The following is a 23599-nucleotide window of genomic DNA, read 5'->3' on the forward strand; positions in this document are numbered from 1 at the left end:
CGATACATGCAGCGTTTGCCGAACACAGTCACGGTTATATGTGTCCAGTTCGCATACCCGCCAATGAGCGTCGAACTTCGAACTCCGACCGCCCGCGTCTGTGAACGGTGTGGTCGCGGTGAACGGTGGGACGAAACGCTTGAAGCCTGGCAGCTTGCAACCGAAAACGGCGAAAAACAAGTCGGAAACCCGCACTGTCTCCACGAGTGGGATATTAACGGCGCGTTCAATCCGATTCAAGGAAACTAACCCGTCACAAGCACCGGGAGAGCGAGCGCGTAGCCGGGTGCTCACTTCTCGAGCCGCGACGTTTTTCCACCGCTGAGCCGTCTCTCGATCCGTGCCGACAGTCTATCTCACATCGCCGCCGGACGCGGCCGCGGAGATCGCCGAAACCCTGCTCGAGGAGCGCCTTGCCGCCTGCGTGAATCGACTCCCGTCGGAGTCGATCTATCGGTGGGAGGGCGAGATTCAACGAGAAGCGGAAGCCATCCTGCTCGCGAAGACGACCGACGAGGCTTACGACGATCTCCTCGCGCGCGTCGAGGAGGTACACCCCCACGAGGTCCCCTGTATCGAGCGCTTCGACGAGGATCACGTACTCGAGTCGTTCGCGACCTGGCGAGCCGAGAACGTCGATTGACGACGGTCGTCGGGCCGCCGGTCACTCTCCCTGTCAGATTGTCACAGGATCGGACTGCCCGAAAAAGCAACCCTTAAAACTCGAGCGAGGATTCATTCGGGTATGGCTGGAACCATCGAAGTGCTCGTTCCGGGTGGCCAGGCCAACCCTGGCCCACCGCTCGGTCCCGAGCTCGGACCGACGCCCGTCGACGTGCAGGCGGTCGTCAACGACATCAACGAACAGACTGAAGCGTTCGACGGCACCGAAGTACCTGTCACCGTCGAGTACGACGAAGACGGCTCCTACTCGATCGACGTCGGCGTCCCGCCGACGGCGGCGCTCGTTAAAGACGAGGCCGGCTTCGAGACGGGAAGCGGCGAACCGCAAGTCGATTTCGTCGCCGACATCTCGGTCGAACAGGTCAAAACGATCGCCGAGCAGAAACATCCGGACCTGCTCGCCTACGACACGAAAAATGCCGCCAAAGAGGTCGTCGGCACCTGCGCCTCGATGGGCGTCACCATCGAGGGCGACGACGCCCGCGAGTTCAAGGCGAAGGTCGACGACGGCGAGTACGACGACGTTCTCGTCGAGTAACTCGAGAGCTCCCCGATCGAGCTCACGATTTTCGTTGTTCGTCCCTCGAGAGATATCGCTCGGTGATACAATCGCACTTCCAGCAACCGGCACGGACCGGGAGTAGCGTTATTTTTCTGGGCCCGAAAGCCACGTCTATGTCCGACGACGAGACGGAACTCGAGTACGAAAGCACGCTCTCGCGCGAAGACGTCGCGACCCACTTCGAGACGTTCGCGGAGAACTTGCGTTCCTCGGAGGGGTTCGACCTCGAAATAGGCGACGAAACGGTCGCCATCGCACCGCCCGAGTCGCTCGAGTTCGAACTCGAACTCGAGGACGAACCGGAAGACGACGGCGTCGAGCGAAGCATCGAGTTCGAACTCGAGTGGATGCGCACCGACGAGGAGGACCCGCTCCCCGAGCCCGACGTCGTCGAAGAGTGAACGATCAGGTGCGGTTTTCACGGCCCCGTCAGGCCCTCGCATGACGTCGCGGTCTACGAGCGCGCGGTTCGACGGTTTTAAGTTCGTCATGGGATTTCTCTCAAAGGAGACAGGCTTCGCCTGTTTCACTGACCCGTAGGAGCATCCCTGCGTACTACGGAGGTGAACGATGGCAAATTCGGATATCGAAACAGCAGTCGCTCGAGCGCTCGAGGACGCGCCGGATCGGAACTTTACCGAGACGGTCGACCTCGCAGTCAACTTGCGCGACCTAGATTTAGACGAACCGTCGAATCGTGTCGACGAGTCCGTCGTCTTGCCGTCCGGAACCGGCCAGGAAACCCAAATTATCGTCATCGCCGAGGGAGAAACTGCAGTCCGCGCCGAAGAGGTCGCGGACGACGTTCTCTCGGGCGACGACGTGGCCGATCTGGACGACGACGAGGCCAAAGACCTCGCAGACGAGACGGACTTCTTCATCGCCGAAGAGGAGATGATGCAAGATATCGCCCGGCACCTCGGGACCATTCTCGGTCCGCGAGGAAAGATGCCGGACCCGCTCTCGCACGACCAGGACGTCGTCGAGACCGTCAACAGACTCAAGAACACGGTTCAGATCCGCTCGCGGGATCGGCGCACGTTCCACACGCGCGTCGGTGCCGAAGACATGAGCGCGGAGGATATCGCCGACAACGTCGACGTTATCCTTCGCCGACTGCACGCCGACCTCGAGAAGGGTCCACAGAACATCGATTCGGTCTTCCTGAAGACGACGATGGGCCCGTCCGTGGAGGTGGCCTGAGATGAGCGCAGAAGCCGAGCGCAAAACTGAGAACCTGCCACAGTGGAAAGAACAGGAGGTCGCCGAACTCTCGGAGCTCATCGACGACTACGAGAGCATCGGTGTGGTCGGCATCGCCGGCATTCCGAGCAAACAGCTTCAGGACATGCGCCGCGGCCTCCACGGCACTGCCGTGGTCCGCGTCAGCCGAAACACGCTCCAGACGCATGCATTAGAGGAGGCCGGACTCGACGAACTCGTCTCCCACATCGAGGGACAGGTCGGGCTGGTCGCGACGGACAGCAATCCGTTCGCACTCTACAAGGAACTCGAGGCTTCGAAGACGCCCGCCCCGATCAACGAGGGCGAGGTCGCCCCGAACGACATCGTCATCCCGGAGGGTGACACCGGCGTCGATCCCGGTCCGTTCGTCGGCGAACTCCAGAGTATCGGCGCGAACGCGCGCATCGAGGACGGTTCGATTCAGGTCATGGAGGACTCGACGGTCCTCGAGGCCGGCGAAGAAGTGTCGGCCGACCTCTCGAACGTGCTCAACGAACTCGGCATCGAACCGAAGGAGGTCGGACTCGACCTTCGCTCGGTCGTCGCCGAGGGCGTGCAGTTCGACCCCGAAGACCTCGACATCGACGTCGACGCCTACGAGAGCGATGTGGCGACGGCCGCGGCTCGCGCACGGAACCTCGCGATCAACGCGACGTTCCCGACCGACGCGACCGCACCGACGCTCATCGCGAAGGCGACGGGCGAGGCCAAGAGCCTCGGCCTACAGGCGGCAATCGAGTCCCCCGACCTCGCCGACGACCTCGTGAGCAAGGCAGATGCACAGCTTCGTGCACTCGCCGCGCAGATCGAGGACGAGGAGGCGCTGCCGGAGGAACTCCAGGGCGTCGAGGCGCCGACTGCCACGCAGGCGGAGCCCGACGACGAAGACGAATCGGCTGACGACCAAGACGAATCCGACGACCAGGACGCCGAGGCGGACGACGACGATGACGACGAGGACGCCGGCGGCGAAGGTCTCGGTGCGATGTTCGGATAACTTGAACTTAGGACAATGGAATACGTATACGCTGCACTCATCCTGAACGAAGCGGACGAAGAGATCAACGAAGACAACCTGACGGACGTACTCGACGCAGCCGGTGTCGACGTCGAAGAATCCCGAGTCAAGGCGCTCGTCGCCGCACTCGAGGACGTCGACATCGACGAGGCCGTCGACGAGGCCGCAGCAGTTCCCGCCGCGGGCGGCGCAGCAGGCGGTGCGGCCGCAGCGGAAGGCGGCGCTGACGAAAGCGGAGACGACGAAGACGAAGGCGGCGACGCCGATGCGGGAGCCGACGAGGACGAAGACGACGAAGACGAAGGCGACGGTGGCGAAGGTCTCGGCGAACTCTTCGGATAACTCGCCTCGAGACGATTTCGATCCTTTCTTTCGACGATACACACAGAGCGCCGCCAGTGAATAGCGTCGTAGCGCCCGATACCAGGGTTAATAACCGATCCCGCGGCCAGACCGGGCATGGCCGTCCCCGCTCTCGAGTCGCTGGTCGATCCCACGTTGTCGGCCCAGCTCGTCGCGTGGGTACTCGCGGGCGCGGCCCTCGGGAGCTGTAGCGGGCTGATCCCGGGATTACACGCGAACAATTTCGCGCTATTGCTGGCAGGCGTCGCGCCCTCGATTCCCGGCCGGCCGCTTTTCGTCGGCTGTGCGATGCTCGCGGCTGGCGTCGTCCACACGTTCGTCAACGCCGTCCCGGCGATGGCACTCGGGGTACCCGACGCCGAGATGGCAGTCACCGCGTTGCCCGCACACCGAATGGTACTCGAGGGCCGCGGGTACGAGGCGATTCGACTCTCCGCGCTCGGGAGTTTGCTCGCGGTTCTCGCGGCGGTCCCGCTCGCGCTCCCGATCACTTGGGGCATCACTGCTGTCTATCCGACGATCAGCGCGAATCTCCCGATCGTGCTCGCGATGATCGTCGTTGCACTGATCGCCTCGGAGCGCACCTGGAAGCGACGTGCGGGGGCCGCCCTCTCTTTCGGTCTGGCGACGGCACTCGGCGCGGCGACGCTCGATCTCACCCCCGACGCGCCCCTCGAGGCCGGCGGGATGCTCGCGCCACTTTTCGCCGGACTGTTCGGCGCACCTGTACTGATCGAAGCGATTCGCGGCGGTGGCGTCCCGCCCCAGCGCGACGAAGCGATTCGGATGCCGCGTCGGCTGGTCGGGGTAACAGCGCTGGCGGGTTCGTTCGCGGGTGCCGTCGTCGGGTACATTCCAGGCATCTCCGCGGCCATCGCGGCGGTCGCCGTCCTCGTCTTCGTTCCGGGCGAATCGGGAAACCGGGGCTACATCGTCGCGACGAGCGGCGTCGACACGGCGAACTCGATTTTCGCGCTGTTCGCGCTCGTCTCGCTCGGACAGCCCCGAACCGGCGTCATGATCGCCTTCGACAACGTGAACGCGCCGCTCGACGTGCCGATCTTGCTCTCGAGTATCGTCATCGCCGGGCTGGCCGGTTTCGTCCTCGTGATCGTACTGGGTGACGCGTATCTCGAGTTCGTGGGGCGACTCGCCTACTGGAAGATCTCGATAGCGGTCCTCGGGTTGTTGCTCGCGCTTTCGTACCTGTTCACCGGGCTCGTCGGCATCGGCGTGTTCCTCGTCGCAGCCGCGGTCGGACTGGTTCCGGTCCGCCTTCGAGCGCGGCGCGTGCACCTGATGGGCGTGCTCATCGGGCCGCTGATGCTGGGGCTGTGAGGTCCCGCGGTCGCTTCTCACGCCCGTAGACCAACACGAACGATTATGTTCGTAATCCGTGTAGTACGACGGGGATCACAACCATGGTTAATGCTAGCATCGATGTCCTGTACCGCGGGGCGCTCGAGTGCGACCAGAACTACATGATCGAGGGGGAGACGCTCGGCACGAAAGACGAGCCGAATCCGGACCTGACCTACGACGAGATACCCGTCTGGAACCTCCTCATCGACCACCCCGAGGGGACGATCCTCTGGGATACCGGCTCGCACCACGACGCCCTCGAGGGCCACTGGCCCGAAGGACTCAAACAGGCGTTTTACCCGTACGACGCGCACGAATACCCGCTCGATGAGGTTCTCGAGGAGAACGGCTACGAACTCGAGGACATCGACTACGTGTTCCAGACGCACTTGCACCTGGACCACGCGGGTGGGCTGGAGTTTTTCGACGGCACGGACGTTCCGATTTTCGTCCACGAGCGCGAACTCAAATTCGCCTACTACAGCGCGAAGACCGACAAGGGAAGCGGCGCGTACATCCTCGAGGACTTCGATCACGACCTGAACTGGGAGGTTCTCCACCGCGATCGAGAGCAACACTTCGAGGATGTCGAGTTCGTGCGTTTCCCCGGACATACGCCCGGCCTGACCGGGACGATGATCCACCTCGACGACGACGGAACCGTGGTCTTTACCGGCGATCAGGTCTATCAGGCGCCGAACTACGAGGACGAGCAACCGCTCGGCGCGTCGCTGCTCTGGGGGAAAACCGAGTGGTACGAGAGTCTGCGGCGGATCAGGGAGTTCGAACGCCGCCACGACGCGGAGGTCGTCTACGGTCACGACGCCGATCAATTTGAAGCGATCCGCGAGGGGTGGGGACAGTGAGTTACGACCGATCGGTTTCGGCAGAGCAACACGCGCTCGAGCCCGAGACCGTCTGGCACTTACAGATGCCCCAGATCCGATTCGGCCGGGACGCCGTCGAAGAGTTGGGGTTCCAGCTTCGGGACCTCGGTGTCGAAGCGGGCGCGCGCGGGCTGGTCGTCACCGACGAGAACCTCGACGACATCGGGCACGTCGATCGGGTCACGGACCACCTCGAGGACGCCGGCTACGACGCGACCGTCTGGGACGGCGTCGAACGCGAGCCGTCGCTCGAGGTCGTCGGTGAGTGCATCTCGTTCGTTCGCGAGAACGAAGGCGAGGACGGGTACGACTTCTACCTCGGGTTCGGGGGCGGAAGCTGCATCGACGTCGCGAAGACGACGCGCGCCGTGATCGCCAACGGCGGCGAAGCGCTCGATTACATCGCCGAGCCGACGGGGAACGGCGAGGCGTTGACCGAGTCGGGACCGCCGCTCGTCCTCATGCCGACGACCGCCGGGACCGGCGCCGAAATCTCGCCTGTCGCGATCCTCTCGGTCGAGGAACAGGAGATCAAAGAGGGAATCTCGAGCAACCACATCCGGGCAGACGCGGCCGTGCTGGATCCGACGTTCACGACCACTCTGCCGCCCGAAATGACGGCCAAGACCGCGATGGACGCGCTCGGTCACGCCATCGAGGGCTACACGACCCACCCCTTCGACGGGCTGCTCCGCGCGACGGATCCACAAGAACGGCCGGTCTACGCCGGCCGAACGGAACTCACCGAGATGTTCTCCGAAAAGGCGATCGACCTGCTCTCGAGTAACGTTCGGACGGCCGTCCACAACGGCGACGATATAGCGGCTCGAGCGGCCATGCTCAAGGGCGCGCTGTTCGGCGCGATCGCTGGGCTCACCGCGGGTGCGAGTCTCTGTCACGCGATGGCCTACCCGGTCGGGAACCGCTATCACACGTATCACGGCGAGACGATCGCGGTCCTCACGCCGGCCTCGACGCTCGGGTACAACGCCGCGAGCGATCCGGAGCGATTCGCGGAGGTGAGCAGGCTACTCGGCGTCGATACGGGCGGCCTCGGCGCTCGAGAAGCGGCCGATCTCGCTCGCGAGGAGTACGTTCGGCTCCAGCAGGATCTGAACGTCATCCCAAGCGGGCTCAACGAACTCGCGGGCATCGACGAGGACGATATCGACTGGCTCGCGAGTCAGACGGTCGAAACTCAGCAGCGACTGCTCCGGTGTAACCCGCGACCCGTGACGGAGGACGACGCGGCCGCGATATTCCGGGACGCGCTGTATAACTGGGAGTAGGGGTCGATGCAGTTGTGTCCGGAGTCGGAAACGGGACACCGGCAGGACGTGCCGAGGTCCAGCATCGGTTTACGTCGCGACGCCCTATCCGGGTATCATGAAGGACAGCATTCTGGACACCATCGCATCGCCGCTCGTCCAGGTCGACTCCCGGGAGGGGGTGACGGTCGCCGCCAAGATCGAATCGTTCAACCCGGGCGGGTCGGCCAAGGATCGACCGGCACTCGAGATGGTCCGCGCGGCCGAACGCGACGGCGTAATCGAGCCGGGCGATCGCCTCGTCGAACCGACCAGCGGCAACACCGGGATCGGACTCGCGCTCGTCTGTGCCGCCCGCGACTACGATCTCACGATCGTGATGCCGGCCTCGAAGTCCAAGGAGCGACGCCAGATCATGGCGGCCTACGGCGCCGACCTCGAACTCGTCGACGGCGAGATGGAAGACGCTCGCGAGCGCGCGGACGAACTCGAGGCCGAGGGTGCGATCCAGCTCGGTCAGTTCGAAAACCCGGCCAACCCGGAGGCCCACTACCGGACGACCGGCGAGGAAATCGTCGAACAAGTCGGCGAGCGGGAGGTCGACGCCTTCGTCGCCGGCGTCGGCACTGGTGGGACGCTCTCCGGTGCCGGTCGACGGCTCCGCGAGGAGTTCCCTGACGTCGACATCGTCGCGGTCGAGCCGGAGCGAAACGCCGTCCTCTCGACGGGCGAGGCCGGGAGCGACGACTTCCAGGGAATGGGGCCAGGGTTCGTCAGCGACAACCTCGATCGCGACCTGATCGATTCGATCGAGACGGTTCGACTCGAGGACGCCGAAGACGAGTGCCGTCGGCTCGCGCGTGAGGAGGGCGTCCTCGTCGGCCAGTCCAGCGGCGCGACGAGCATCGTCGCCCGTCGCGTCGGTGAACGGATCGCCGCCCCAGACGCCGAGGACGATCCGCTGGTCGTCACCGTCTTCTGGGACAGCGGCGAGCGGTACCTCTCGACCGGGCTGTTCGACTGACGGAACTCGCCCACGCCCGCTGGTGTCGGAGTCGATCTGCTCTCGAACATCTGCTTCGTTTGCGAGTTCACCGTCGAGGGAGTGGACGAGACGGGATCGATGGATGAAAGACGTCTTTTAGCTAGCCGGAGATACATATTCTCGAGCGGTGTAGGGGGATACGATGACACGGTCCTCACGACGACACCTCCTCGCGGGCGGCGCCGGACTGATCGCGCTCACCGCGGGTTGTCTCGATAGCAGCGGATTGGCCGCCTCTCCCGGCCCGGGAAACGACGCTGACAACGAAACGAGCGACGACGGAACCGACACCGACGACGGCGGCGACACCGAGTCGAGCGACGCCGAAGGCGACGACAGTAACGGAGAACCCGACGACGGACTCGAGTCGACGACCACTACGTTCCAGCACGGCGATCGACCGGAAGACCCCACGGTCGACCTGTTGACGAGCGAAGACCAGGCGGACCGCTGGGTTTCCGATCGATCGATCGGCGACGCCGTTTCCGAGTTCGTCGACGAGACGGACTTCGAGGAGGCGGGCGTGATCGCGCTCGAGGCCGGGGCGAACACCGCGTGCTACGAACTCGCGGTCGAATCCGTCGGCCTCGAGGACGAGACGGTGACCGTTCACGCCGAAGTTACCCAGACTGGCGACGAGAACCAGCTGTGCGCCCAGCAACTCACGGCGGTCGGCGCGCTCGTTCGCGCGTCGATCGACGGCGAACAACCCGACTCGATTTCCGTCACGATCGTCGATGTCGACGGGGACGAGCACGGACGCGGCATCAGCGTGTCGAGTGGCAGTGCAAGCGCGAGCGCGTCCAAGTCCGTCTCGACGAATCGATCCGAGGGGGAGAGCGGTTCCGACGGCGACTCGGAGACCGACACCGCGTCCGACTAGTCGGTCCTCGCTCTCGCTCACGAGAGTTGTTCCGCTCCAGACGGTCTCGAAAGTAGTTCCGTCTCGGAGTCCGATCTCAGGCGCTGGTGCCGTTCTCGGCGTCGGATCCGCTCTCGGCGGTAGTACCGTTCTCGAGAAAGTCCCGTAGGCGCTCGCCGAACTCGGTGGGTCGCTCGCGCGGAACCCAGTGCCCGCAGTCCTCGAGGAGTTCGAGTCGCGAGTCGGGGAGCAGTTCGTGGGCCCGCTTCGACCAGCGGGCGGGAAAGAGCGGATCGTCGACGCCGTGGACGAGCAGCGTCGGCACCGACAGCGACTCGAGGTCGTCCGTAAAATCAGTCCGGGCGTCGCCTTCGGCGGTTATCTCCGCGCGTTGGAACGCCTCGAAGGCGGTTCCGGCACCGGGTTCGATCGCTCGAGCGCGAAACGCGTCGACGAACGCGGACTCGAGCGCGTCGGCGTCGGCGACGACGGCGTCCAGCGCGAACCTCGCGGTCTCCGCGGAGAGTCCCGTCGCGAGCCATCCGAGCGAGTTCGCGCCGGGGACATGCGCCGTCCCCTTGAAAAACTGTCCGCCCGGAATCCGTTTTCCGAGTCCGTAGCTGTCGACGAGCGCGAGTTTCGCGACGGTTTCGGGGTGTTCGAGTGCGTACCCGAGCGCCGCGGCGCCGCCCATCGAGATGCCGACGAGGGTGACCGGCTCGTCCGCGAGGCCGGTTTCGGCGAGAAATCCCTCGAGGACGGAGACGTAGCGCTCGATCGTCTGCTCGCCGATGGGGGCGCCGTTCCCGCCGGTAACGACGCTATCACCGTATCCCGGCCAGTCCGGCGCGTAGACTCGGTAGTCGTCGGCCAGTGCGTCGATGGTGTGGTTCCACGAGAGCGTCGCGTCGTCGACGCCGCCGCCGTGGAGCAAGACGACGGGATCGCCGCCGGTCCCGGCGCGGCGATAGCTGAGACGGATCCGCGACCGACCGGCTTGCCCGTCCGGTCGAATCGTCACGACGCCGGTTCCGCCGGTCATCGGGTGAACGCTGCTTCGGTGAGTCGGACGACGAGGGTCTCCTCGACGTCCCGAAGGTCGTATTCGGGCAGGTCGCCGTCAGTTCGGCGAACGTACAGCGGTTCGACCAACCGCTGTGGGCCGAACGCGGTCGCGACGCCGCGATCCGATGGCCGTTCGCTCGGTTCGGCGGTCGATTCGTCGGCTGACTCGTCGGTCGACTCGAGTTCGGAAGCAACCGAGCCAGGGCGACCGGATCCGCCCTCGCCAGCCTCGTCGTCGGGCGAATCGGCGTTCGGCCCTCGAGCTGTGTCCCCCTCTCCGGCAGTATCGGGCTGTTCGAGCCCGTAGACTTTGCAAAACTCGCCAGTCTCTTCGGGGTCGATGTCGCCGTTTCGGAGCCGTTCGGCCAGCCCCCGCGAGAGCCACTCCTCGTCGTCGATGCTCGGTTCCTGAACGAGACACTCCTCGACGAACCGAGTGAGGTACCACTGCAGGTCGTTGAGCAACGAGACGGCTGCGCCGACGCTGACGGTTCGGACGGCGAGTGCGTTCTCGAACGGGCGCTCGAGGTCGTACGTCGCCAGCGCTTCCCTGGACGTCTCTCGAGAGAGCAGTTCGTACTGGAGGTTCACACCGTCTTCCCCGATGAGACAGACGCGGGTCACTGGTGTGTTGTGCGTGGGACTCGGTAATGTGGGTTTCGCCTCCGCGTCGCGCTCGCGCGACCGATTCGGTCGCCTCGCCGATTCCGATCCGAAAACCGAGGCGTCACTGAGTCGTCGCCCGCGGTCTCTGCGCTTCGGCGCGCGGACTCGCGAGGACGCGCTCGACGTCGCCGCGAGCCTCCGCCACGTCGACGATCAGTTCCGTGAGGTCGACGAGTCCGCTCACGTAGGCGTCGCGTCGCTCGCGATGCCGGGCGCGCGCGTTCTCATCTCGGAGCACCTCGAGTGCGCGATCCCTGACTCGCCCGTAGTGATCGCACTCCTCGAGCAGGCCGACGTCCGCGAGCGCGGCGAACTCGCCGAACTCGCGGTCTTCGGTGCCGCCGTAGCGGATCGCAGGCGTTCCGAGCAGTCCCGCCTCGGTGACGATGGTTCCCGTATCCGCAACCAGCAGGTGCGCCTCCCGGATCGCGTCGTGGAGCAACGCCGGGTGGAGGTCGTACTCGCGCGCCGGGAGGTCTCGAAAGTCCATCGCCCCGGCCTCGTCGGAAACGAAAACGGTCGCCTCCTCCGAGAGCGCCTCGAGGAGGTCCCGGCGCTGTGTCAGCGAAAAGCCGGCTGCGCCGACGTCGTGAAGCGCGTCGAAGGCGTTGAACCGGACGATCGCGTACCGCTCGTCGTCGGCGACGCCCAGGCGGTCTCGAATGTCCGGTATCGGCTCGTAGACCGCCGGGTGGAGGTACGCACACTCTTTGAAGCCGTCGAAGGTGTAGTGATTCGGTCCGAGGTCACGCCGCGTCGCATGCGGGGTGATGATCGCGTCGGCGAACGGCCGGGAGACGGTGTGGTTGAAGTCGCCCGGTTCGTCGTCGAGCAACAGGACGGTGGGAGTCGAAGTGACGAGTCCCGAAAACGCGGCGTAGGGTCCGCGACCGAAGAGGACGTCGGGATCGAACCGTCGTGCCTCGAGTGCGATGTCTGCGAGCTGGCCGGTGAGTTCGCGCGCGAACTCGAGTCGGGAGTATGCAGTTGCTTCGTGACTGCCGTACACTCCGTACGTGATACCAAAAAAATCCAGAAGGTCGGTTGTGCATCCATACTCGCGGGCAAGCACGAGCACGTCGTGCCCTCGGTCGACGAGCCGATCGATGGCGTTTCTGTACGTGTGGACGTGTGCCGGCGTATTCGTGAAGACGAGAACCCGCATCGCCTCCCCGTTGCCGCTATCGACCCTTTGTAATTAGAATGGTACAACTGACGGTACTCGGTCCTATCAAAAATACATACATTAGCGGGCCGCTATATGTGTGTAGTCTCCCCGAAACGATCGAGTAACTGTTACATATATCCGGCTAGCCGTCGCATATGATAGTATACAAAAGTGGGTCGATAGCCGCAGAGGCACGACAGCTGGGGACAGCGACCGGACTATGATTCTGCAATGATGGGATTTCCCACAGATAGATTACGTGTCCAGCCGCGGTTCGATCGCGGTTCGATCACGGTTCGATCAGATCCGCGTCGTCGGCCGCCGCCGTCGCCCGCTCGAGCAGTCCATCGGGTTCGACCGCCAGAAGCCGCTCGAGTCGCGCGTTGGTTTCGGCCCGATCGGGGGCGACTCGATTACAGCCTGCATCGATAGTCGAATCGGCGTACGTCCCGATATCACGGGCCGTCGCGACGATATCCTGCTTGTCTCGGGTAAGCAGCGGGCGGTGGATCGGCAGGTCGGTGACGCGACTGGTGACGCCGAGGTTCTGTGCGGTCTGGCTCGATTTCTGTCCGACCGCTTCACCAGTCACGATCCCGCTCGCGCCGGTCCGCTCTGCGATTCGTTCGGCGGCCCGATAGAAAAATCGCCGCAGTGATAGCATCCGTCCCGTCTCCATCTCCTCGACGAGCGTCGCCACCGCCTCGCCGCCGGGAACCCGATAGACGCGCATGTCGAAATTTGGCGCGTACCGGGAGAGCACGCGAACGGTTTCCATTGCCCGCGCCTCGTGATCGATCCCACCGTACTCGCCCAGATCGACGTAGACCGGAACGATCGGCGATCCCCGTTTCATCATCTCGTAGGCGGCGACGGGCGAGTCGATGCCGCCGCTTACCAGCGCGACCATCGGTTCCTGGGAGCCGAGCGGCAGTCCGCCCGGCCCGGAGACCGAATCGAGGTAGACGAACGCCTCCTCCTCACGGATTTCGACGCCGAACGTGAGGTCTGGATCCTCGAGGTCGACCTCGGGTTCGAACTCGTCTTCGACGGCTTCCCAGACGACCGTGCCACCCTCTCGAGCGACGTCCTCGCTGGTGTAGGGAAGCTGTTTGTCCGCGCGGTTGACCTCGAGAGCGAACGAGCCCCCGGTGTAGTGGCGGCGCGCCGTTTCGGCCAACACGTCGTAGATCTTCGCTCGGTCCGGCTCGAGGGTGACGGCGGCGCTGGCCGAGACGACGCCGAACGTCGATGCGGCGGCTTCGACGGCGTCTTCGATATCGGTTTCGGCAGTCGTGATCAACGGTCGGTGCCAGCGCCGATCGACCGCGCCGGAGACCGATCGATCCTCGAGCGCGGCCTCGAGGTTCTCGACGAGAATCCGAAGCATGTACCGCTTGACGGTCGTGCTTTTGGTGTTTACGTCCCCGTGGCGAACGAGGACGGTGTCGGCTCCTGGCGGGTGCATAGCGTTCGATAGACGCGCCCCGATATAAGGGGGTTACGAGGCGAGGGAGTCGCCGTGGTTCGGTCGGACGACGCCGCGCACGACCGACACCGAACGAAAGTCCCGGTGACTTAGACGATCGATTCGGTGGCTTAGACGACTGACTCGTCGACCGTCGGACTGAGGCTTCCCGTGTGGGTGTAGATCCCTGCGACGAGAACGACCGCACCACAGAGCGGGATGAAGACGCTGAGCGCGTACAGGAAGTCGAACCCGACGGATTGTGCGATCGGGACCGCGATCAGCGGACCGAGTCCGCCGCCGACATCGCCGAGGACGTTGTTCGTGGCCATCGCGCGCCCCATCCTGTCTTCGGGCGTGAGATCGGCCAGCAGCGCCGTGAGCGGGCCGCCGACCCCGCCCTGACCGGCACCGATGAGGCCACAGGCCGCGACGACGTACCAGAACGAGGGCGCCATCGTCAGGACGACGAATCCGAGACAGTTCGTCAGCAGAAAGCAGACGAGAACGGGAACGCGCGCGCCGACGCTATCGCTGATGGCGCCGCCGGAGATCGTGAACACCGACCCCGAGAGGACCGAGACGGCCATCAGCAGTCCGGAGGTGCCCTGCTCCTCGTAGTCGATGGCTGATCCGAACAGTTCGACCGAGAGGGTGAGTGACTCGGCCTCGAGGTAGATGACGAGCGTCGAAAACAGTACACCCACGTACGCGAAGTAGAGCCCGAAGTTGACCAGCCCGACGGTGACCGCCGGGAGCGTCAACTCGAGGTCTAACGGCGAAACCGATCTATCGGAGGATTCGACGTGCGTTTCCGGGACGATGAAGTAGGCGATGACGCTCGCCAGTCCCGCGAACGCCGCGGCCATCACGAACGCCGTCGCGTTGCTGTACAGTTCACTGACGAGCCCGCCAAGTACCATCCCCGCCGGGAATCCGAACGTGATACCGGCCCGGACGATACCCATGCTGGTGCCGCGCGAAGCGGTTTCGCTGACGTCCGCCGTAATCGTATATGCCGTCGCGAACACGAGCGCGCTCCCGATCCCCCACATGACCCGCGCGAGAACGAACCAGAACTCGGGAACGTCGGGAACGAACGGGAGCTCCGGGGCGAGGATCGCGACGACGTATCCGAACGTGGCGACGCCTTCGACGGCCAGTCCGGCGATAAAGGGCGTTCGCGTCCCGATCCGGTCGACGAGGATGCCCGCCGGTGCGTTCGCGACCAACCGCGTCCACCGATTGGCGGAGAGAATAACGCCGACCATCACCGCCGAGATGCCGAGTACTTCGCCGAGATTCGGCAGGATAGGGAAGATCACGCCGCCCCCGAACCCGACGAAGAAGGTGCTCGCGACGACGGCGAGCACGACCGCTCGAGGGTTCGGAGTCGAATCGGACACTACCGGGCCACCACGGTATTTCGGTTCGTAACACCGGATTCGGCGGGCGGAATAATGATTATTCCGACTGCCACGTCTCCGCGATACCGCGGCTCAAAAGCGAGTTGAACGGGGAGGACTCGAGCGCTTAGAACGTCGATAGCTCGCCGTCGATGACGCTGCGGGTGATTTCGGTGACGTTGGCAAGTCGATCGTCGACGATCGCTTCGATCTCGTCTTCGACGTCCGAGAGGACGACACCGTCGGCGGTGACGACGTGGACGTCCGCGACGTGCGGTTGGTCGATCGGCCGACCGATCTGACTGAGCAGTCGCACGCGTAGGTCGCGGATCCCGTCGACGTCCTCGACGACCCGCTCTGCGATGTCCGTCGAGAGCAGGTTGTAGATCTTGCCGATATGATTGACGGGGTTCTTCCCGCTGGTCGCCTCCATCGACATCGAGCGGTTCGGCGAGATGAGGCCGTTGGCGCGGTTACCCCGGCCGACGGAGCCGTCGTCTCCCTGTTCGGCGGAGGTTCCCGTCACGGTCAGATAGATCGCACCCTCGTCGTAATCGTCGGCGGTGTTGACGTAGACGTTCACGTCGCGGTCCGTGTACTCCGTCGCGATTTCCGCGACGAACTCGCGGACTGAGTCGACGGCGTCGACGTACGCGTCCATGTTCGGAAGGTACTCGTCGATCATCGCCGCGGCGACGGTCACGTCGATCTGATCGCCCTCGCGTTTGCCCATGATCTTCACGTCGGGACCCAGATACGGGTTGTCGTCGGCGAACTCCCCGTTGAGTCGACGCTCCGCGTTGTAGACGATCTGTTCGGTCTCCGAAAGCGGCGCGTGGCCGACGCCGAAGCTGGTGTCGTTGGCCATCGGAACGGTCACCTCGTCCTCGCCGAAGACCTCCTGCAGATCACCGCTTCCCTCGCCCAGTTTCACGTCGACGACGATGTCCTCGCCGTATGTGAGCTGTGGGATTTCGGACTCTACGTACTCGCGCGCGGCCTTGAGCGCGATCGTCTCGGTCGGAATCGTCTGTCCCTCGTAGCGTTTGGTGGCTCGACCAACGATGAGCACGTAGATCGGATCGACGACTTCGCCGCCGCCGAATGCCGGCGCGGCCTCGCCGGCCACGAGTTGGGTCTCGTCGGTGTTGAAGTGCAAGACCGTTCCCACGCGCTCGAGATATTCGCGGGCCAACGCTCCGGCGACGTGTTCGGCGATGCCGTCGCAGATCGAATCGGGGTGACCGATCCCCTTTCGCTCGACGATTTCGACTTCCTGATCCTCGACTGCTCGACGGTCGATCGGTTCGACCCTGATGTTCCGCTCGCTCATTGGATGGTCTTGTCCGAGCGTGGTTCTATAACTTGCGGAAACAGTTCCAGCTAATAATATGCTTCTCGGTAATCTCCTACGGATCACCCCTTCGAGAACACTGCTCGAGCTCCCGAAACCCGTCAGTCCTCGAGGAGCAGTCCCAGATACGACGTGCGAACCGTCTCCGCCGCTTCGAGGCCGAGTCGCTCGAGCACCTCGAACGCGCCCTCGCGTGCGAACTCGAGATCGTCGTCGGTGGCGTCGGTCTCGACTTCGACGTACTCACCGACGCCGTCGACGGCGTCGCAGGTGATCGTATAGCCCTCGAAGTCGTCGAGTTCGAAGCGCTCGCGTCGCTTGCGAACGGTCGCAGCGGGATCGAACCCGAGGTTTCGAAGCACCGCGTCGAACGCCTCTCCGTCCTCGAGGCCCGTTTCTATCTCCTCGCGCGTCTTGGACTCGTCGTCCACGAGCGGGCCTTTGTACGTCACCACGGCTTCGGAATCCTGTTCGTCGACGGGGCGCTCTCGACGAATCCGGAGCGCTTCGTCGGTCTCGGGGAACGACCGGTGTGGCGCGTCGTAGTACGTGTCCGTCTGGACGACGGCCCCGAGCGGAGTCGCCTCGAGTTCGGCGAGTCGCTGGCGGACGCGCTCGAGATCGGCGGGGACTTTCACTTCGACCTCGTACATGGTCACCTCGAGGCGAAGCGGCGGTAAGTATCGGTCGTTTTGATCCACGCGTCGGTCCGCTCTCCCGAGCCAGCGCCGCCGGCGACGCGCCGGCGCGAAAACGTCGTCCTTAAATGTAGACAGGGGGACGTACAACGTATGACCGAGGATCAAGAGGCCGAGCTCGATGAGCAGGCCGATGACGTCGACGAAGAAAGCGAAGAAGAGACCGCCGAGGGACTCCAGAACGGAGACTTCGTCGAGATCGCTTACACCGCACGCACCGTCGAAGAGGGACAGCTCGTCGATACGACCGACCCGGAGGTCGCCGAGGAGGAAGGCGTCGACGACCAGGACCAGGAGTTCGAGCCGCGAACGATCGTCCTCGGTGAAGGGCACATCTTCGAAGGCGTCGAAGAAGCGATCACCGGCGGCGAAGCCGGTGACGAGGGATCCGTGACGATTTCCGCCGAAGCGGCCTTCGGCGAGTACGATCCCGACGACGTCCAGACCGTCAGCGCCGACAAGATCGACGAGGACGACCGCTATCCCGGCGCGCACGTCCACATCGACGGCGAACACGGTTACATCAGCACGATCATCGGCGGCCGCGCTCGCGTCGACTTCAACCACCCGCTGGCCGGCGAGGACGTCGAGTACGAGTACGAAATCCTCGAAGAGGTCGACGACCGCGAACAGCAGGCCCAGGGCCTCATCGAGATGTACCTCGACCAGAAACTCGAACTCTGGATCGAGACGGACGAGGTCGAAGAGGAAGTCCCCGTCGAGCCCGACGAAGATGAAGACGAGGACGCCGAACCGGAGTTCGAGACCGAGACGGTCGAGAAGGAGACGCTCTACGTCGAAGCGACGCCACAGCTGTCGATGAACCAGCAGTGGATGTTCTCGAAACAGCAGATCGCACAGGACGTCATGGACAAGATCGGCGTCGACCGCGTCATCGTCCAGGAAACCATCGACGGCATGGGCGGCATGGGCATGCCCGGCATGATGGGCGGCGGCATGGGCGGTATGGGCGGCGGCGACATCGAGGACGCGCTCGAGGACGCCGACGTGGACGCTGACGAGATCGTCGACGAACTCGAAGGCGCAGTCGACGAAGAGTAGCAACGGACTCGAGCAGCGATTTTGAACTGATTTTTCGGCACCTACCGTCCGATCCAGCAGTTCGTGCGCCTAGGCGATGTCTCTGCTAGTATCGACCGCGACCCCGTCGGCGAGCTCGAGGCTGATCGCCGTCGCCGGTTGGGGCCCGCGCCGACGCTTCGGAACCGCCAGTGTGTGGTTGGGGTCGGGACTCGAACGATCGGTGGCGAGGTCGAGAACGACGTCGGCGGCGTGTTCGGTTCGCGTGCGATTTTCCGGCTCTGCGAGCCCCTTCAAACAGTGAAGGTAGCCGACGCTTCCGGTCGTTTCCAGCCGGTCGGCGAGCTCGCCGAGGAACTCGACGTAGGCTGTCGTCTCTGCGCGCTCGAGGACGTCCATCGTGTCGACGATCAGATTCGCTCCGTTCGGGAGATCCGCCAGGAGGCGACCGGCGTCTTCGAGCGGCGTCTCGTCGCCGATCGATTTCACGGTCGGGTCGCCGACTGTCGCACACGTCGACTCGAGCGCGCGAGCGACGGCGTCGACGGATCGCTCGGTCGTGAGGTACACCGTCGGCCGGGCCGACGTGAGTTCGTACAACAGCAGTTCGGACTGGCTCGCCGCGGCGGCGCTGAACGCGACGAGCGAGCCGGGGGCGATTCCACCCTCGAGCGTTCTGTCGAGGCTTTCGATGCCGGTCGCGAGCCGACCGGTCGGCCGCTCCCGTTCCGTGGAATCCTCCGAGAGATGTCCCTCCGATACCAGCGCGTCGGCCAGCGTGTCGTAGGCGTCGCGAGCGGAACTCGAATCGAGGGGGTCGTCCACTGGTGGGACGGTCGCGAGGACCGGCACGTCGATCCGCTCGTCGTACCGATCCGGCACCGTCTCAGCTCCCGAAAGCACCGTTCCGGCGACGGGCGTCTCGAGTCGACGCGCGATGGCGATCGTCTTGGCCGCGGCGGTCAGGCTCTCGTCCGTCGGGGTAGTGACGACGACGGCGACGCGGGCTGCCCCGAGCGGATCTGCGAGGTCGGGTCCCGCGCCCGACGGACAGTCGAGGACGATATCGGCCGCTTCGGTGCTCAGTTCTCGGAGTTGTGCTTGCATCGTCGCGGAACCGGACTCGAGCGGTGCCGGGAGGACGCGCGCGTTCGAGTCCTCGGGTATGGGCTGGGCGACATCGGTGAGGGGTTCGTTTGCCCCTGACCGACCGACGGCCGGCTCCCGGTCGACGCCAGCAACGGTGTGGAGGTTCGGTAACTGCCGGTCCGTATCGACGGCGATCGTGCGAGTTCCGGCGCGCTCGAGTGCCTTTGCGAGTGCGAGTGCCGTCGTCGTCTTGCCACAGCCACCTTTCGACCCGGCGATTGCGATCATACGCGAGACTGGCCTCGGTTTAGTACTTGAACCCTCGCCGAGTGCGATCGAAGAATGGAGGGATTCAAGGTGGACGCAACTGCGTACACGAACGGATGCGACACGATCACCTCATCACGAGCAAACAACTGTCGCGGGCGGATATCGAGACCGTCCTCGATCACGCAGCCGAGATCGACGCCGACAGGTCGGCCGTCGCCGACAAATATTCCGATCGGCTCCTCGGCTTGCTCTTTTTCGAACCGAGCACGCGGACGAAACTCAGCTTCGAGACCGCCATGAAACGTCTCGGCGGGGACGTCATCGACATGGGTTCGGTCGACTCCTCGAGCGTGACCAAAGGCGAGAGCCTCGCGGACACGATCCGCGTTATCGAAGGCTACGCCGACGCGCTCGTCTTGCGCCACCCGAAACAGGGCGCGGCGACGATGGCGAGCGAGTTCGTCGACGTGCCGCTGGTAAACGCCGGGGACGGGGCGGGTCACCACCCCACCCAGACGATGCTCGATCTGTACACGATCAGGGAGAACGCGGGGCTCGACGACCTGACGATCGGCATCATGGGCGACCTGAAATACGGTCGGACCGTCCACTCGCTGGCGTACGCGCTCACGAAATTCGACGCACAGCAACACTTCATCAGTCCCGACAGCCTCGCGCTCCCGCGAGAGGTCGTCTACGACCTCCACCAGGAGGGGGCGTCGATCCGCGAGCACGACGGCCTCGAGGAGGTCCTGCCCTCGCTCGACGTCCTCTACGTGACGCGGATCCAGCGCGAACGATTCCCGGACGAAAACGAGTACCAGAAGGTCGCCGGCGAGTACCAGATCGGTCCCGACTCGCTCTCGAGCGCATCGGACGACCTGACGATTATGCATCCGCTACCTCGGGTCGACGAAATTGCACCCGAAGTCGACGATACCGAGTACGCGGCCTATTTCGAGCAAGCGCACAACGGCGTCCCCGTTCGAATGGCACTGCTCGATCTCCTGCTTGGTGATTCAGATGACTAACGACGAACGCAAAAACGGCGCCCACCACGACTCCAACGAGTCCGGTGAAACCGACGATTACGGAACCGGTCACGCACACGACCACGAACTACGAGTCAGCAAAATTCATAATGGAACCGTCATCGATCACGTTCGGAGCGGACAGGCGCTAAACGTCCTCGCCGTGCTCGGCATCGACGGGAGCGAGGGCGAGGAGATCTCAATCGGGATGAACGTCCCGTCCGACCGGTTCGCCAGAAAAGACATCATCAAGGTGGAGGATCGTGAACTGAGTCAGGACGAGGTGGACGTGCTGACGCTCATCGCGCCGGACGCGACGATTAACATCGTTCGCGAGTACGAAGTCGTCGAGAAGTCCCGCGTCGATCGGCCCGACGTGGTCGAGGGCGTACTCTCGTGTTCGAATTCGGGGTGTATCACGACAGGCGACGAACCGGTCACCTCGAAGTTCGACGTGCTCGAGGACGCCGTTCGCTGTGCGTACTGCGAGACGATTTTTCGGGAGGACATTCCGGCGTTGATCGACACCTGATCGGTCGGCCACCGCCTCGTGGCGATCCGCCCTCGTTCTCGAGCGAGTGGGCTTCCGTTCGGAGTCGAACCTCGAGGCCGTCGCCTGGAGGGGCCGTAAAACCGGTTCGGCGATGGATCAGCCCCCGTGAACTAACAGAAATCATAAATACGTTGTGGCCGTAGTATTGACTGGATATGTCGCGCACACTCAAAATCCTAGTCGCCCTGTTCGCAATCGCCGTCCTCTGGAAGGTCTTCTCCGGGAGCGGGTCTTCGGAGGTCGAGTACGATTTCGAACCGGCCGAGAAGGCCGAGCAGACGGAATAACACGCCAACCAACTCGATCGAATAGGCCGGACTGGTGGTAGTTCGGACACCGGTCGAACGGCCCGCCGCCAGCAGACGGGAAACCCGAACCGCTTACCCGTGCGGCGTCGTACGGACGACTATGTACGGCGTCGTCACGCGCAACGAAGACGAACTTGACTGGCCGGAGTTCGATCGCGCCTTTTACGAAGTCAAAGACGTGACCGGCAGGTCCGCAGCGCCCGCCGAGAACGCGGTGAACATGGTCTCGTGTTTCGGTGACAACGCGGCGGCCGACGCCGAACCGTCGCTGGTCCCGATCGATGACGAGGGAAACGCCGCCACTCGAGACCGGCCCTACTTCGACTGGGCGTACATCTGCCCGACCCGCGAGGAGTACCGCGAGGGGCTGTTCGAGATCATCGACGACTGCGTCGCGGCAAACGGGGACGTTCGACTCGACGACATCGGCTTCCCGCGGGCCGAGTACTGTCACTGTGATACCTGTACAGAGCGCTTCGCCGAGAGCGAGTACGACGACCGTCTCGAGTGGCGCGCGAGCGTCATCACGGAGTTCGTCGTCGAGGCTGCGGATCGAATCCCCGGACGCGTCTACATGACGCTGTATCCCGACCCCTACCCCGGACACCTCTACGAGCGCGCGGGGATCGATCTCGAAGCGATCGAGCCCGTCGTCGACGAGTTCGTCGTTCCGCTGTACGACATGGCCTACTCGACGACCTACTGGCTCGAGACGATCGCGAAGGGGTTCGAAAGCGCGCTCGAGACCCCCTTCAGTATCGAGTTGTACGCCATCGATATCGAGATCGACGATCTCATCGGCGCCGCGAACGTCGCCGACGCCTACGCCGAGTCGGTGCTCTTCGGGTACGAGGCGAGCAACGGTCGGGCGACGCTGCGACGCATGCGGGCTGATCAGCGATCGGGCGTCTCCCACGGGGAACCGAACGGTTAGTCGGGCCGTCTAGAGACGGTCGTCATCGTCGTCGGTACGGCTTCTGTTATCGTCCGTCCGTGTTCTGTCGTCTCGCGAATCGTCGTCCATCAGGCCGTCGTCGTCATCGTCCATCAAACCCCCATCATCATCGTCGAGGATGCCGTCGTCGTCAGTCTGCCTCGAGTCGTCTCCCGCCGTTGAACCGGCGCCCGCGGTGGTGCCGGTGCCGGCGTCGCCCGTGTCACCGAGATCGCCCTCGAGTCGTACTTCGTCGTCGGAGACGCGAGCGACGGCCTCTTCCTGGAGCGGGAACATCTCCTCGTCGGTGTCCTGCCACCCGAGTTTCGCCTTTATCGTGTCGGTGATACCCGCATCAGGTTTGACGTGTGCGGTCCCGTGTTCGACGTCAGCAACGATTCCGACCTCGTCGCCGTTCTCGTTGACGACGCTCTTTCCCACGTCGTCGTCGGTGAATTGTGCGCACATTGCACTGTCCACCACGGGAGAGATCGGTATGCCGGTAATGCTTGCAAGTGACAGTGACACGGCGACCGCTCGTCGCTTCCGACCGCTTCGATCAGACCGGCGACGTGAACCCCGCGTTTCCCCGACCAGCAGATGTCTCGAACTCGGCGGTCACGAGCGCGCGGTACGCGCGTCGAAGCCGTTCGGATAGCGCCTGATGTGATACGCCCAGCTCGTCGGATAACTCTTGCATCGTGATCTTGCGTGGGATCTCGAAATAGCCTCGCTCGACCGCCGCGAGAAGGGTGTGGTACTGCTGTGTCGTCAATCCGTACCGCGTGTGCATCTCGGTCGTCGGATCGAACAGCCGAACGATCGTCGGCTCGAGACCGGCCGAACGAAGGTGCTCGTAGAACGTTTCGATAGTCTCACGCTCGCGGAATCGAACGCTGAACCGCCACACTCCTTCAGCGGCACTCGCCGAGAGGACGGTCCCACCCTCCGCATCGACTATTTCGAAGACGTCGGCGCTTCGCGGATGGAACTCGATGTCGTACAGCCATCGATCGTCACCGCCGCCGATCTGCGTAACCGTTCGGATCGCGCTCGCATCCTCGAGCGCCGACTCGATTTCTGCGGCCGTCGATCCCGACAACCACAGCGTTCGATTGCTCGAGGCGATCACCTGCTCCATCTCACAGGAGAGCGTGGGAATCTCCTCGAAGACGTCTCCGAGGCTCGTTTCGGACGCGGCCAATTCGATGTCCGCTATTGAAGCCATACCTCCGATAGCGCTGAACGCGCA

27 protein-coding genes are annotated in these 23599 nt (G+C 64.0%); 17 read left to right on the forward strand and 10 right to left on the reverse strand.

The genetic code is table 11. The features are described from left to right. The first annotated feature begins 63 nt into the window (after window positions 1–63). From EL22_RS05780 to EL22_RS18400, 12 genes are all read left to right on the forward strand, one after another. Window positions 64–249 (forward strand): HEWD family protein, encoded by a 186-nt coding sequence (locus EL22_RS05780; RefSeq protein WP_050050595.1) that lies wholly within the window; start codon window positions 64–66, stop codon window positions 247–249. Window positions 250–340: 91 nt separating this feature from the next. Further along, the gene (gene cutA / locus EL22_RS05785) at window positions 341–643 is read left to right on the forward strand and encodes a divalent-cation tolerance protein CutA (RefSeq protein ID WP_050050596.1); all 303 of its coding nucleotides are present in this window, start codon (window positions 341–343) and stop codon (window positions 641–643) included. Between the two features lie 102 nt (window positions 644–745). Beyond that, window positions 746–1222, forward strand: coding sequence for a 50S ribosomal protein L11 (locus tag EL22_RS05790; protein ID WP_049952550.1), 477 nt, complete (start codon window positions 746–748; stop codon window positions 1220–1222). A 137-nt stretch (window positions 1223–1359) separates the two neighbouring features. Beyond that, complete coding sequence (locus EL22_RS05795; RefSeq protein WP_050050597.1) at window positions 1360–1647, forward strand: amphi-Trp domain-containing protein; 288 nt, start codon at window positions 1360–1362, stop codon at window positions 1645–1647. Between the two features lie 169 nt (window positions 1648–1816). Next, a complete protein-coding gene (locus tag EL22_RS05800) occupies window positions 1817–2449 on the forward strand; it encodes a 50S ribosomal protein L1 (protein ID WP_050050598.1) in 633 nt (210 codons plus the stop codon). Between the two features lies 1 nt (window position 2450). Next, window positions 2451–3488 (forward strand): 50S ribosomal protein L10, encoded by a 1038-nt coding sequence (locus EL22_RS05805; protein ID WP_050050599.1) that lies wholly within the window; start codon window positions 2451–2453, stop codon window positions 3486–3488. 15 nt (window positions 3489–3503) lie between these two features. Beyond that, window positions 3504–3851 carry a 50S ribosomal protein P1 gene (gene rpl12p / locus EL22_RS05810; protein ID WP_050050600.1) on the forward strand — a complete coding sequence of 116 codons (348 nt, stop codon included), beginning with the start codon at window positions 3504–3506 and terminating at the stop codon, window positions 3849–3851. A gap of 117 nt (window positions 3852–3968) precedes the next feature. Next, window positions 3969–5210 carry a tripartite tricarboxylate transporter permease gene (locus EL22_RS05815; RefSeq protein ID WP_050050601.1) on the forward strand — a complete coding sequence of 414 codons (1242 nt, stop codon included), beginning with the start codon at window positions 3969–3971 and terminating at the stop codon, window positions 5208–5210. An 83-nt stretch (window positions 5211–5293) separates the two neighbouring features. Continuing rightward, window positions 5294–6100: an N-acyl homoserine lactonase family protein gene (locus EL22_RS05820; RefSeq protein ID WP_050050602.1), complete on the forward strand. Its 807-nt coding sequence runs from the start codon at window positions 5294–5296 to the stop codon at window positions 6098–6100. Next, the gene (locus EL22_RS05825) at window positions 6097–7410 is read left to right on the forward strand and encodes a hydroxyacid-oxoacid transhydrogenase (RefSeq protein ID WP_050050603.1); all 1314 of its coding nucleotides are present in this window, start codon (window positions 6097–6099) and stop codon (window positions 7408–7410) included. The genes EL22_RS05820 and EL22_RS05825 overlap by 4 nt, the downstream gene beginning before the upstream one ends. Window positions 7411–7507: 97 nt before the next feature. Continuing rightward, on the forward strand, window positions 7508–8413 hold the full coding sequence (locus EL22_RS05830; protein WP_050050604.1) for a PLP-dependent cysteine synthase family protein: 906 nt from the start codon (window positions 7508–7510) through the stop codon (window positions 8411–8413). A 163-nt stretch (window positions 8414–8576) separates the two neighbouring features. Then, a complete protein-coding gene (locus tag EL22_RS18400) occupies window positions 8577–9317 on the forward strand; it encodes a hypothetical protein (protein ID WP_050050605.1) in 741 nt (246 codons plus the stop codon). A 76-nt stretch (window positions 9318–9393) separates the two neighbouring features. On the opposite strand, the gene EL22_RS18405 is transcribed toward EL22_RS18400, so the two are convergent. The 7 genes from EL22_RS18405 to cyaB form a co-directional block, all read right to left on the reverse strand. Next, the gene (locus EL22_RS18405) at window positions 9394–10338 is read right to left on the reverse strand and encodes an alpha/beta fold hydrolase (RefSeq protein WP_050050606.1); all 945 of its coding nucleotides are present in this window, start codon (window positions 10336–10338) and stop codon (window positions 9394–9396) included. Then, window positions 10335–10985: a DUF5804 family protein gene (locus EL22_RS05845; RefSeq protein WP_050050607.1), complete on the reverse strand. Its 651-nt coding sequence runs from the start codon at window positions 10983–10985 to the stop codon at window positions 10335–10337. Before EL22_RS05845 ends, EL22_RS18405 begins: the two co-directional genes overlap by 4 nt. Before the next feature lie 103 nt (window positions 10986–11088). Beyond that, complete coding sequence (locus tag EL22_RS05850) at window positions 11089–12192, reverse strand: DUF354 domain-containing protein (protein ID WP_050050608.1); 1104 nt, start codon at window positions 12190–12192, stop codon at window positions 11089–11091. Window positions 12193–12484: 292 nt separating this feature from the next. Beyond that, the gene (locus EL22_RS05855) at window positions 12485–13663 is read right to left on the reverse strand and encodes a tRNA sulfurtransferase (protein ID WP_050050609.1); all 1179 of its coding nucleotides are present in this window, start codon (window positions 13661–13663) and stop codon (window positions 12485–12487) included. Window positions 13664–13794: 131 nt separating this feature from the next. Next, the gene (locus EL22_RS05860) at window positions 13795–15069 is read right to left on the reverse strand and encodes an MFS transporter (RefSeq protein WP_050050610.1); all 1275 of its coding nucleotides are present in this window, start codon (window positions 15067–15069) and stop codon (window positions 13795–13797) included. 127 nt (window positions 15070–15196) lie between these two features. Then, window positions 15197–16402 carry a methionine adenosyltransferase gene (locus EL22_RS05865; protein ID WP_050050611.1) on the reverse strand — a complete coding sequence of 402 codons (1206 nt, stop codon included), beginning with the start codon at window positions 16400–16402 and terminating at the stop codon, window positions 15197–15199. Window positions 16403–16524: 122 nt separating this feature from the next. Continuing rightward, the gene (gene cyaB / locus EL22_RS05870; RefSeq protein ID WP_050050790.1) at window positions 16525–17076 is read right to left on the reverse strand and encodes a class IV adenylate cyclase; all 552 of its coding nucleotides are present in this window, start codon (window positions 17074–17076) and stop codon (window positions 16525–16527) included. A 138-nt stretch (window positions 17077–17214) separates the two neighbouring features. Here cyaB and EL22_RS05875 point away from each other — a divergent pair, with 138 nt between their 5' ends. Further along, window positions 17215–18183 carry a peptidylprolyl isomerase gene (locus tag EL22_RS05875; RefSeq protein ID WP_050050612.1) on the forward strand — a complete coding sequence of 323 codons (969 nt, stop codon included), beginning with the start codon at window positions 17215–17217 and terminating at the stop codon, window positions 18181–18183. A gap of 69 nt (window positions 18184–18252) precedes the next feature. On the opposite strand, the gene EL22_RS05880 is transcribed toward EL22_RS05875, so the two are convergent. Then, window positions 18253–19539 carry a P-loop NTPase gene (locus EL22_RS05880; RefSeq protein ID WP_050050613.1) on the reverse strand — a complete coding sequence of 429 codons (1287 nt, stop codon included), beginning with the start codon at window positions 19537–19539 and terminating at the stop codon, window positions 18253–18255. 95 nt (window positions 19540–19634) lie between these two features. Here EL22_RS05880 and pyrB point away from each other — a divergent pair, with 95 nt between their 5' ends. From pyrB to EL22_RS05895, 4 genes are all read left to right on the forward strand, one after another. Then, entirely contained in the window at window positions 19635–20552 is a 918-nt protein-coding gene (pyrB, locus tag EL22_RS05885; RefSeq protein ID WP_050050614.1) for an aspartate carbamoyltransferase, read from the forward strand. Then, window positions 20545–21084: an aspartate carbamoyltransferase regulatory subunit gene (gene pyrI, locus EL22_RS05890; RefSeq protein WP_082146688.1), complete on the forward strand. Its 540-nt coding sequence runs from the start codon at window positions 20545–20547 to the stop codon at window positions 21082–21084. Before pyrB ends, pyrI begins: the two co-directional genes overlap by 8 nt. 176 nt (window positions 21085–21260) lie before the next feature. Next, on the forward strand, window positions 21261–21392 hold the full coding sequence (locus EL22_RS18965) for a hypothetical protein (RefSeq protein WP_255349662.1): 132 nt from the start codon (window positions 21261–21263) through the stop codon (window positions 21390–21392). 121 nt (window positions 21393–21513) lie between these two features. Next, window positions 21514–22347 (forward strand): hypothetical protein, encoded by an 834-nt coding sequence (locus tag EL22_RS05895; protein WP_050050615.1) that lies wholly within the window; start codon window positions 21514–21516, stop codon window positions 22345–22347. Between the two features lie 9 nt (window positions 22348–22356). Here the strand turns inward: EL22_RS05895 and EL22_RS05900 are convergent, their stop codons facing one another. Next, a complete protein-coding gene (locus EL22_RS05900; RefSeq protein ID WP_050050616.1) occupies window positions 22357–22815 on the reverse strand; it encodes a hypothetical protein in 459 nt (152 codons plus the stop codon). Between the two features lie 91 nt (window positions 22816–22906). Next, window positions 22907–23575 carry a helix-turn-helix domain-containing protein gene (locus tag EL22_RS05905; RefSeq protein WP_050050617.1) on the reverse strand — a complete coding sequence of 223 codons (669 nt, stop codon included), beginning with the start codon at window positions 23573–23575 and terminating at the stop codon, window positions 22907–22909. Between the last annotated feature and the right edge of the window lie 24 nt (window positions 23576–23599).

It is taken from the genome of Halostagnicola sp. A56, from assembly GCF_000691505.1.
Taxonomy (GTDB): domain Archaea; phylum Halobacteriota; class Halobacteria; order Halobacteriales; family Natrialbaceae; genus Halostagnicola.

What these genes read in the sequence shown, in the direction of transcription:
- EL22_RS05780 (WP_050050595.1), top strand. Translation starts at nt 64, where the DNA reads ATGAGCGTCGAACTTCGAACTCCGACCGCCCGCGTCTGTGAACGGTGT.
- EL22_RS05790 (WP_049952550.1), top strand. Translation starts at nt 746, where the DNA reads ATGGCTGGAACCATCGAAGTGCTCGTTCCGGGTGGCCAGGCCAACCCT.
- EL22_RS05795 (WP_050050597.1), top strand. Translation starts at nt 1,360, where the DNA reads ATGTCCGACGACGAGACGGAACTCGAGTACGAAAGCACGCTCTCGCGC.
- EL22_RS05800 (WP_050050598.1), top strand. Translation starts at nt 1,817, where the DNA reads ATGGCAAATTCGGATATCGAAACAGCAGTCGCTCGAGCGCTCGAGGAC.
- EL22_RS05805 (WP_050050599.1), top strand. Translation starts at nt 2,451, where the DNA reads ATGAGCGCAGAAGCCGAGCGCAAAACTGAGAACCTGCCACAGTGGAAA.
- rpl12p (WP_050050600.1), top strand. Translation starts at nt 3,504, where the DNA reads ATGGAATACGTATACGCTGCACTCATCCTGAACGAAGCGGACGAAGAG.
- EL22_RS05815 (WP_050050601.1), top strand. Translation starts at nt 3,969, where the DNA reads ATGGCCGTCCCCGCTCTCGAGTCGCTGGTCGATCCCACGTTGTCGGCC.
- EL22_RS05820 (WP_050050602.1), top strand. Translation starts at nt 5,294, where the DNA reads ATGGTTAATGCTAGCATCGATGTCCTGTACCGCGGGGCGCTCGAGTGC.
- EL22_RS05830 (WP_050050604.1), top strand. Translation starts at nt 7,508, where the DNA reads ATGAAGGACAGCATTCTGGACACCATCGCATCGCCGCTCGTCCAGGTC.
- EL22_RS18400 (WP_050050605.1), top strand. Translation starts at nt 8,577, where the DNA reads ATGACACGGTCCTCACGACGACACCTCCTCGCGGGCGGCGCCGGACTG.
- EL22_RS18405 (WP_050050606.1), bottom strand. Translation starts at nt 10,338, where the DNA reads ATGACCGGCGGAACCGGCGTCGTGACGATTCGACCGGACGGGCAAGCC.
- EL22_RS05850 (WP_050050608.1), bottom strand. Translation starts at nt 12,192, where the DNA reads ATGCGGGTTCTCGTCTTCACGAATACGCCGGCACACGTCCACACGTAC.
- EL22_RS05855 (WP_050050609.1), bottom strand. Translation starts at nt 13,663, where the DNA reads ATGCACCCGCCAGGAGCCGACACCGTCCTCGTTCGCCACGGGGACGTA.
- EL22_RS05865 (WP_050050611.1), bottom strand. Translation starts at nt 16,402, where the DNA reads ATGAGCGAGCGGAACATCAGGGTCGAACCGATCGACCGTCGAGCAGTC.
- cyaB (WP_050050790.1), bottom strand. Translation starts at nt 17,076, where the DNA reads ATGTACGAGGTCGAAGTGAAAGTCCCCGCCGATCTCGAGCGCGTCCGC.
- EL22_RS05875 (WP_050050612.1), top strand. Translation starts at nt 17,215, where the DNA reads ATGACCGAGGATCAAGAGGCCGAGCTCGATGAGCAGGCCGATGACGTC.
- EL22_RS05880 (WP_050050613.1), bottom strand. Translation starts at nt 19,539, where the DNA reads ATGATCGCAATCGCCGGGTCGAAAGGTGGCTGTGGCAAGACGACGACG.
- pyrB (WP_050050614.1), top strand. Translation starts at nt 19,635, where the DNA reads ATGCGACACGATCACCTCATCACGAGCAAACAACTGTCGCGGGCGGAT.
- pyrI (WP_082146688.1), top strand. Translation starts at nt 20,545, where the DNA reads ATGACTAACGACGAACGCAAAAACGGCGCCCACCACGACTCCAACGAG.
- EL22_RS18965 (WP_255349662.1), top strand. Translation starts at nt 21,261, where the DNA reads ATGTCGCGCACACTCAAAATCCTAGTCGCCCTGTTCGCAATCGCCGTC.
- EL22_RS05895 (WP_050050615.1), top strand. Translation starts at nt 21,514, where the DNA reads ATGTACGGCGTCGTCACGCGCAACGAAGACGAACTTGACTGGCCGGAG.
- EL22_RS05900 (WP_050050616.1), bottom strand. Translation starts at nt 22,815, where the DNA reads ATGTGCGCACAATTCACCGACGACGACGTGGGAAAGAGCGTCGTCAAC.
- EL22_RS05905 (WP_050050617.1), bottom strand. Translation starts at nt 23,575, where the DNA reads ATGGCTTCAATAGCGGACATCGAATTGGCCGCGTCCGAAACGAGCCTC.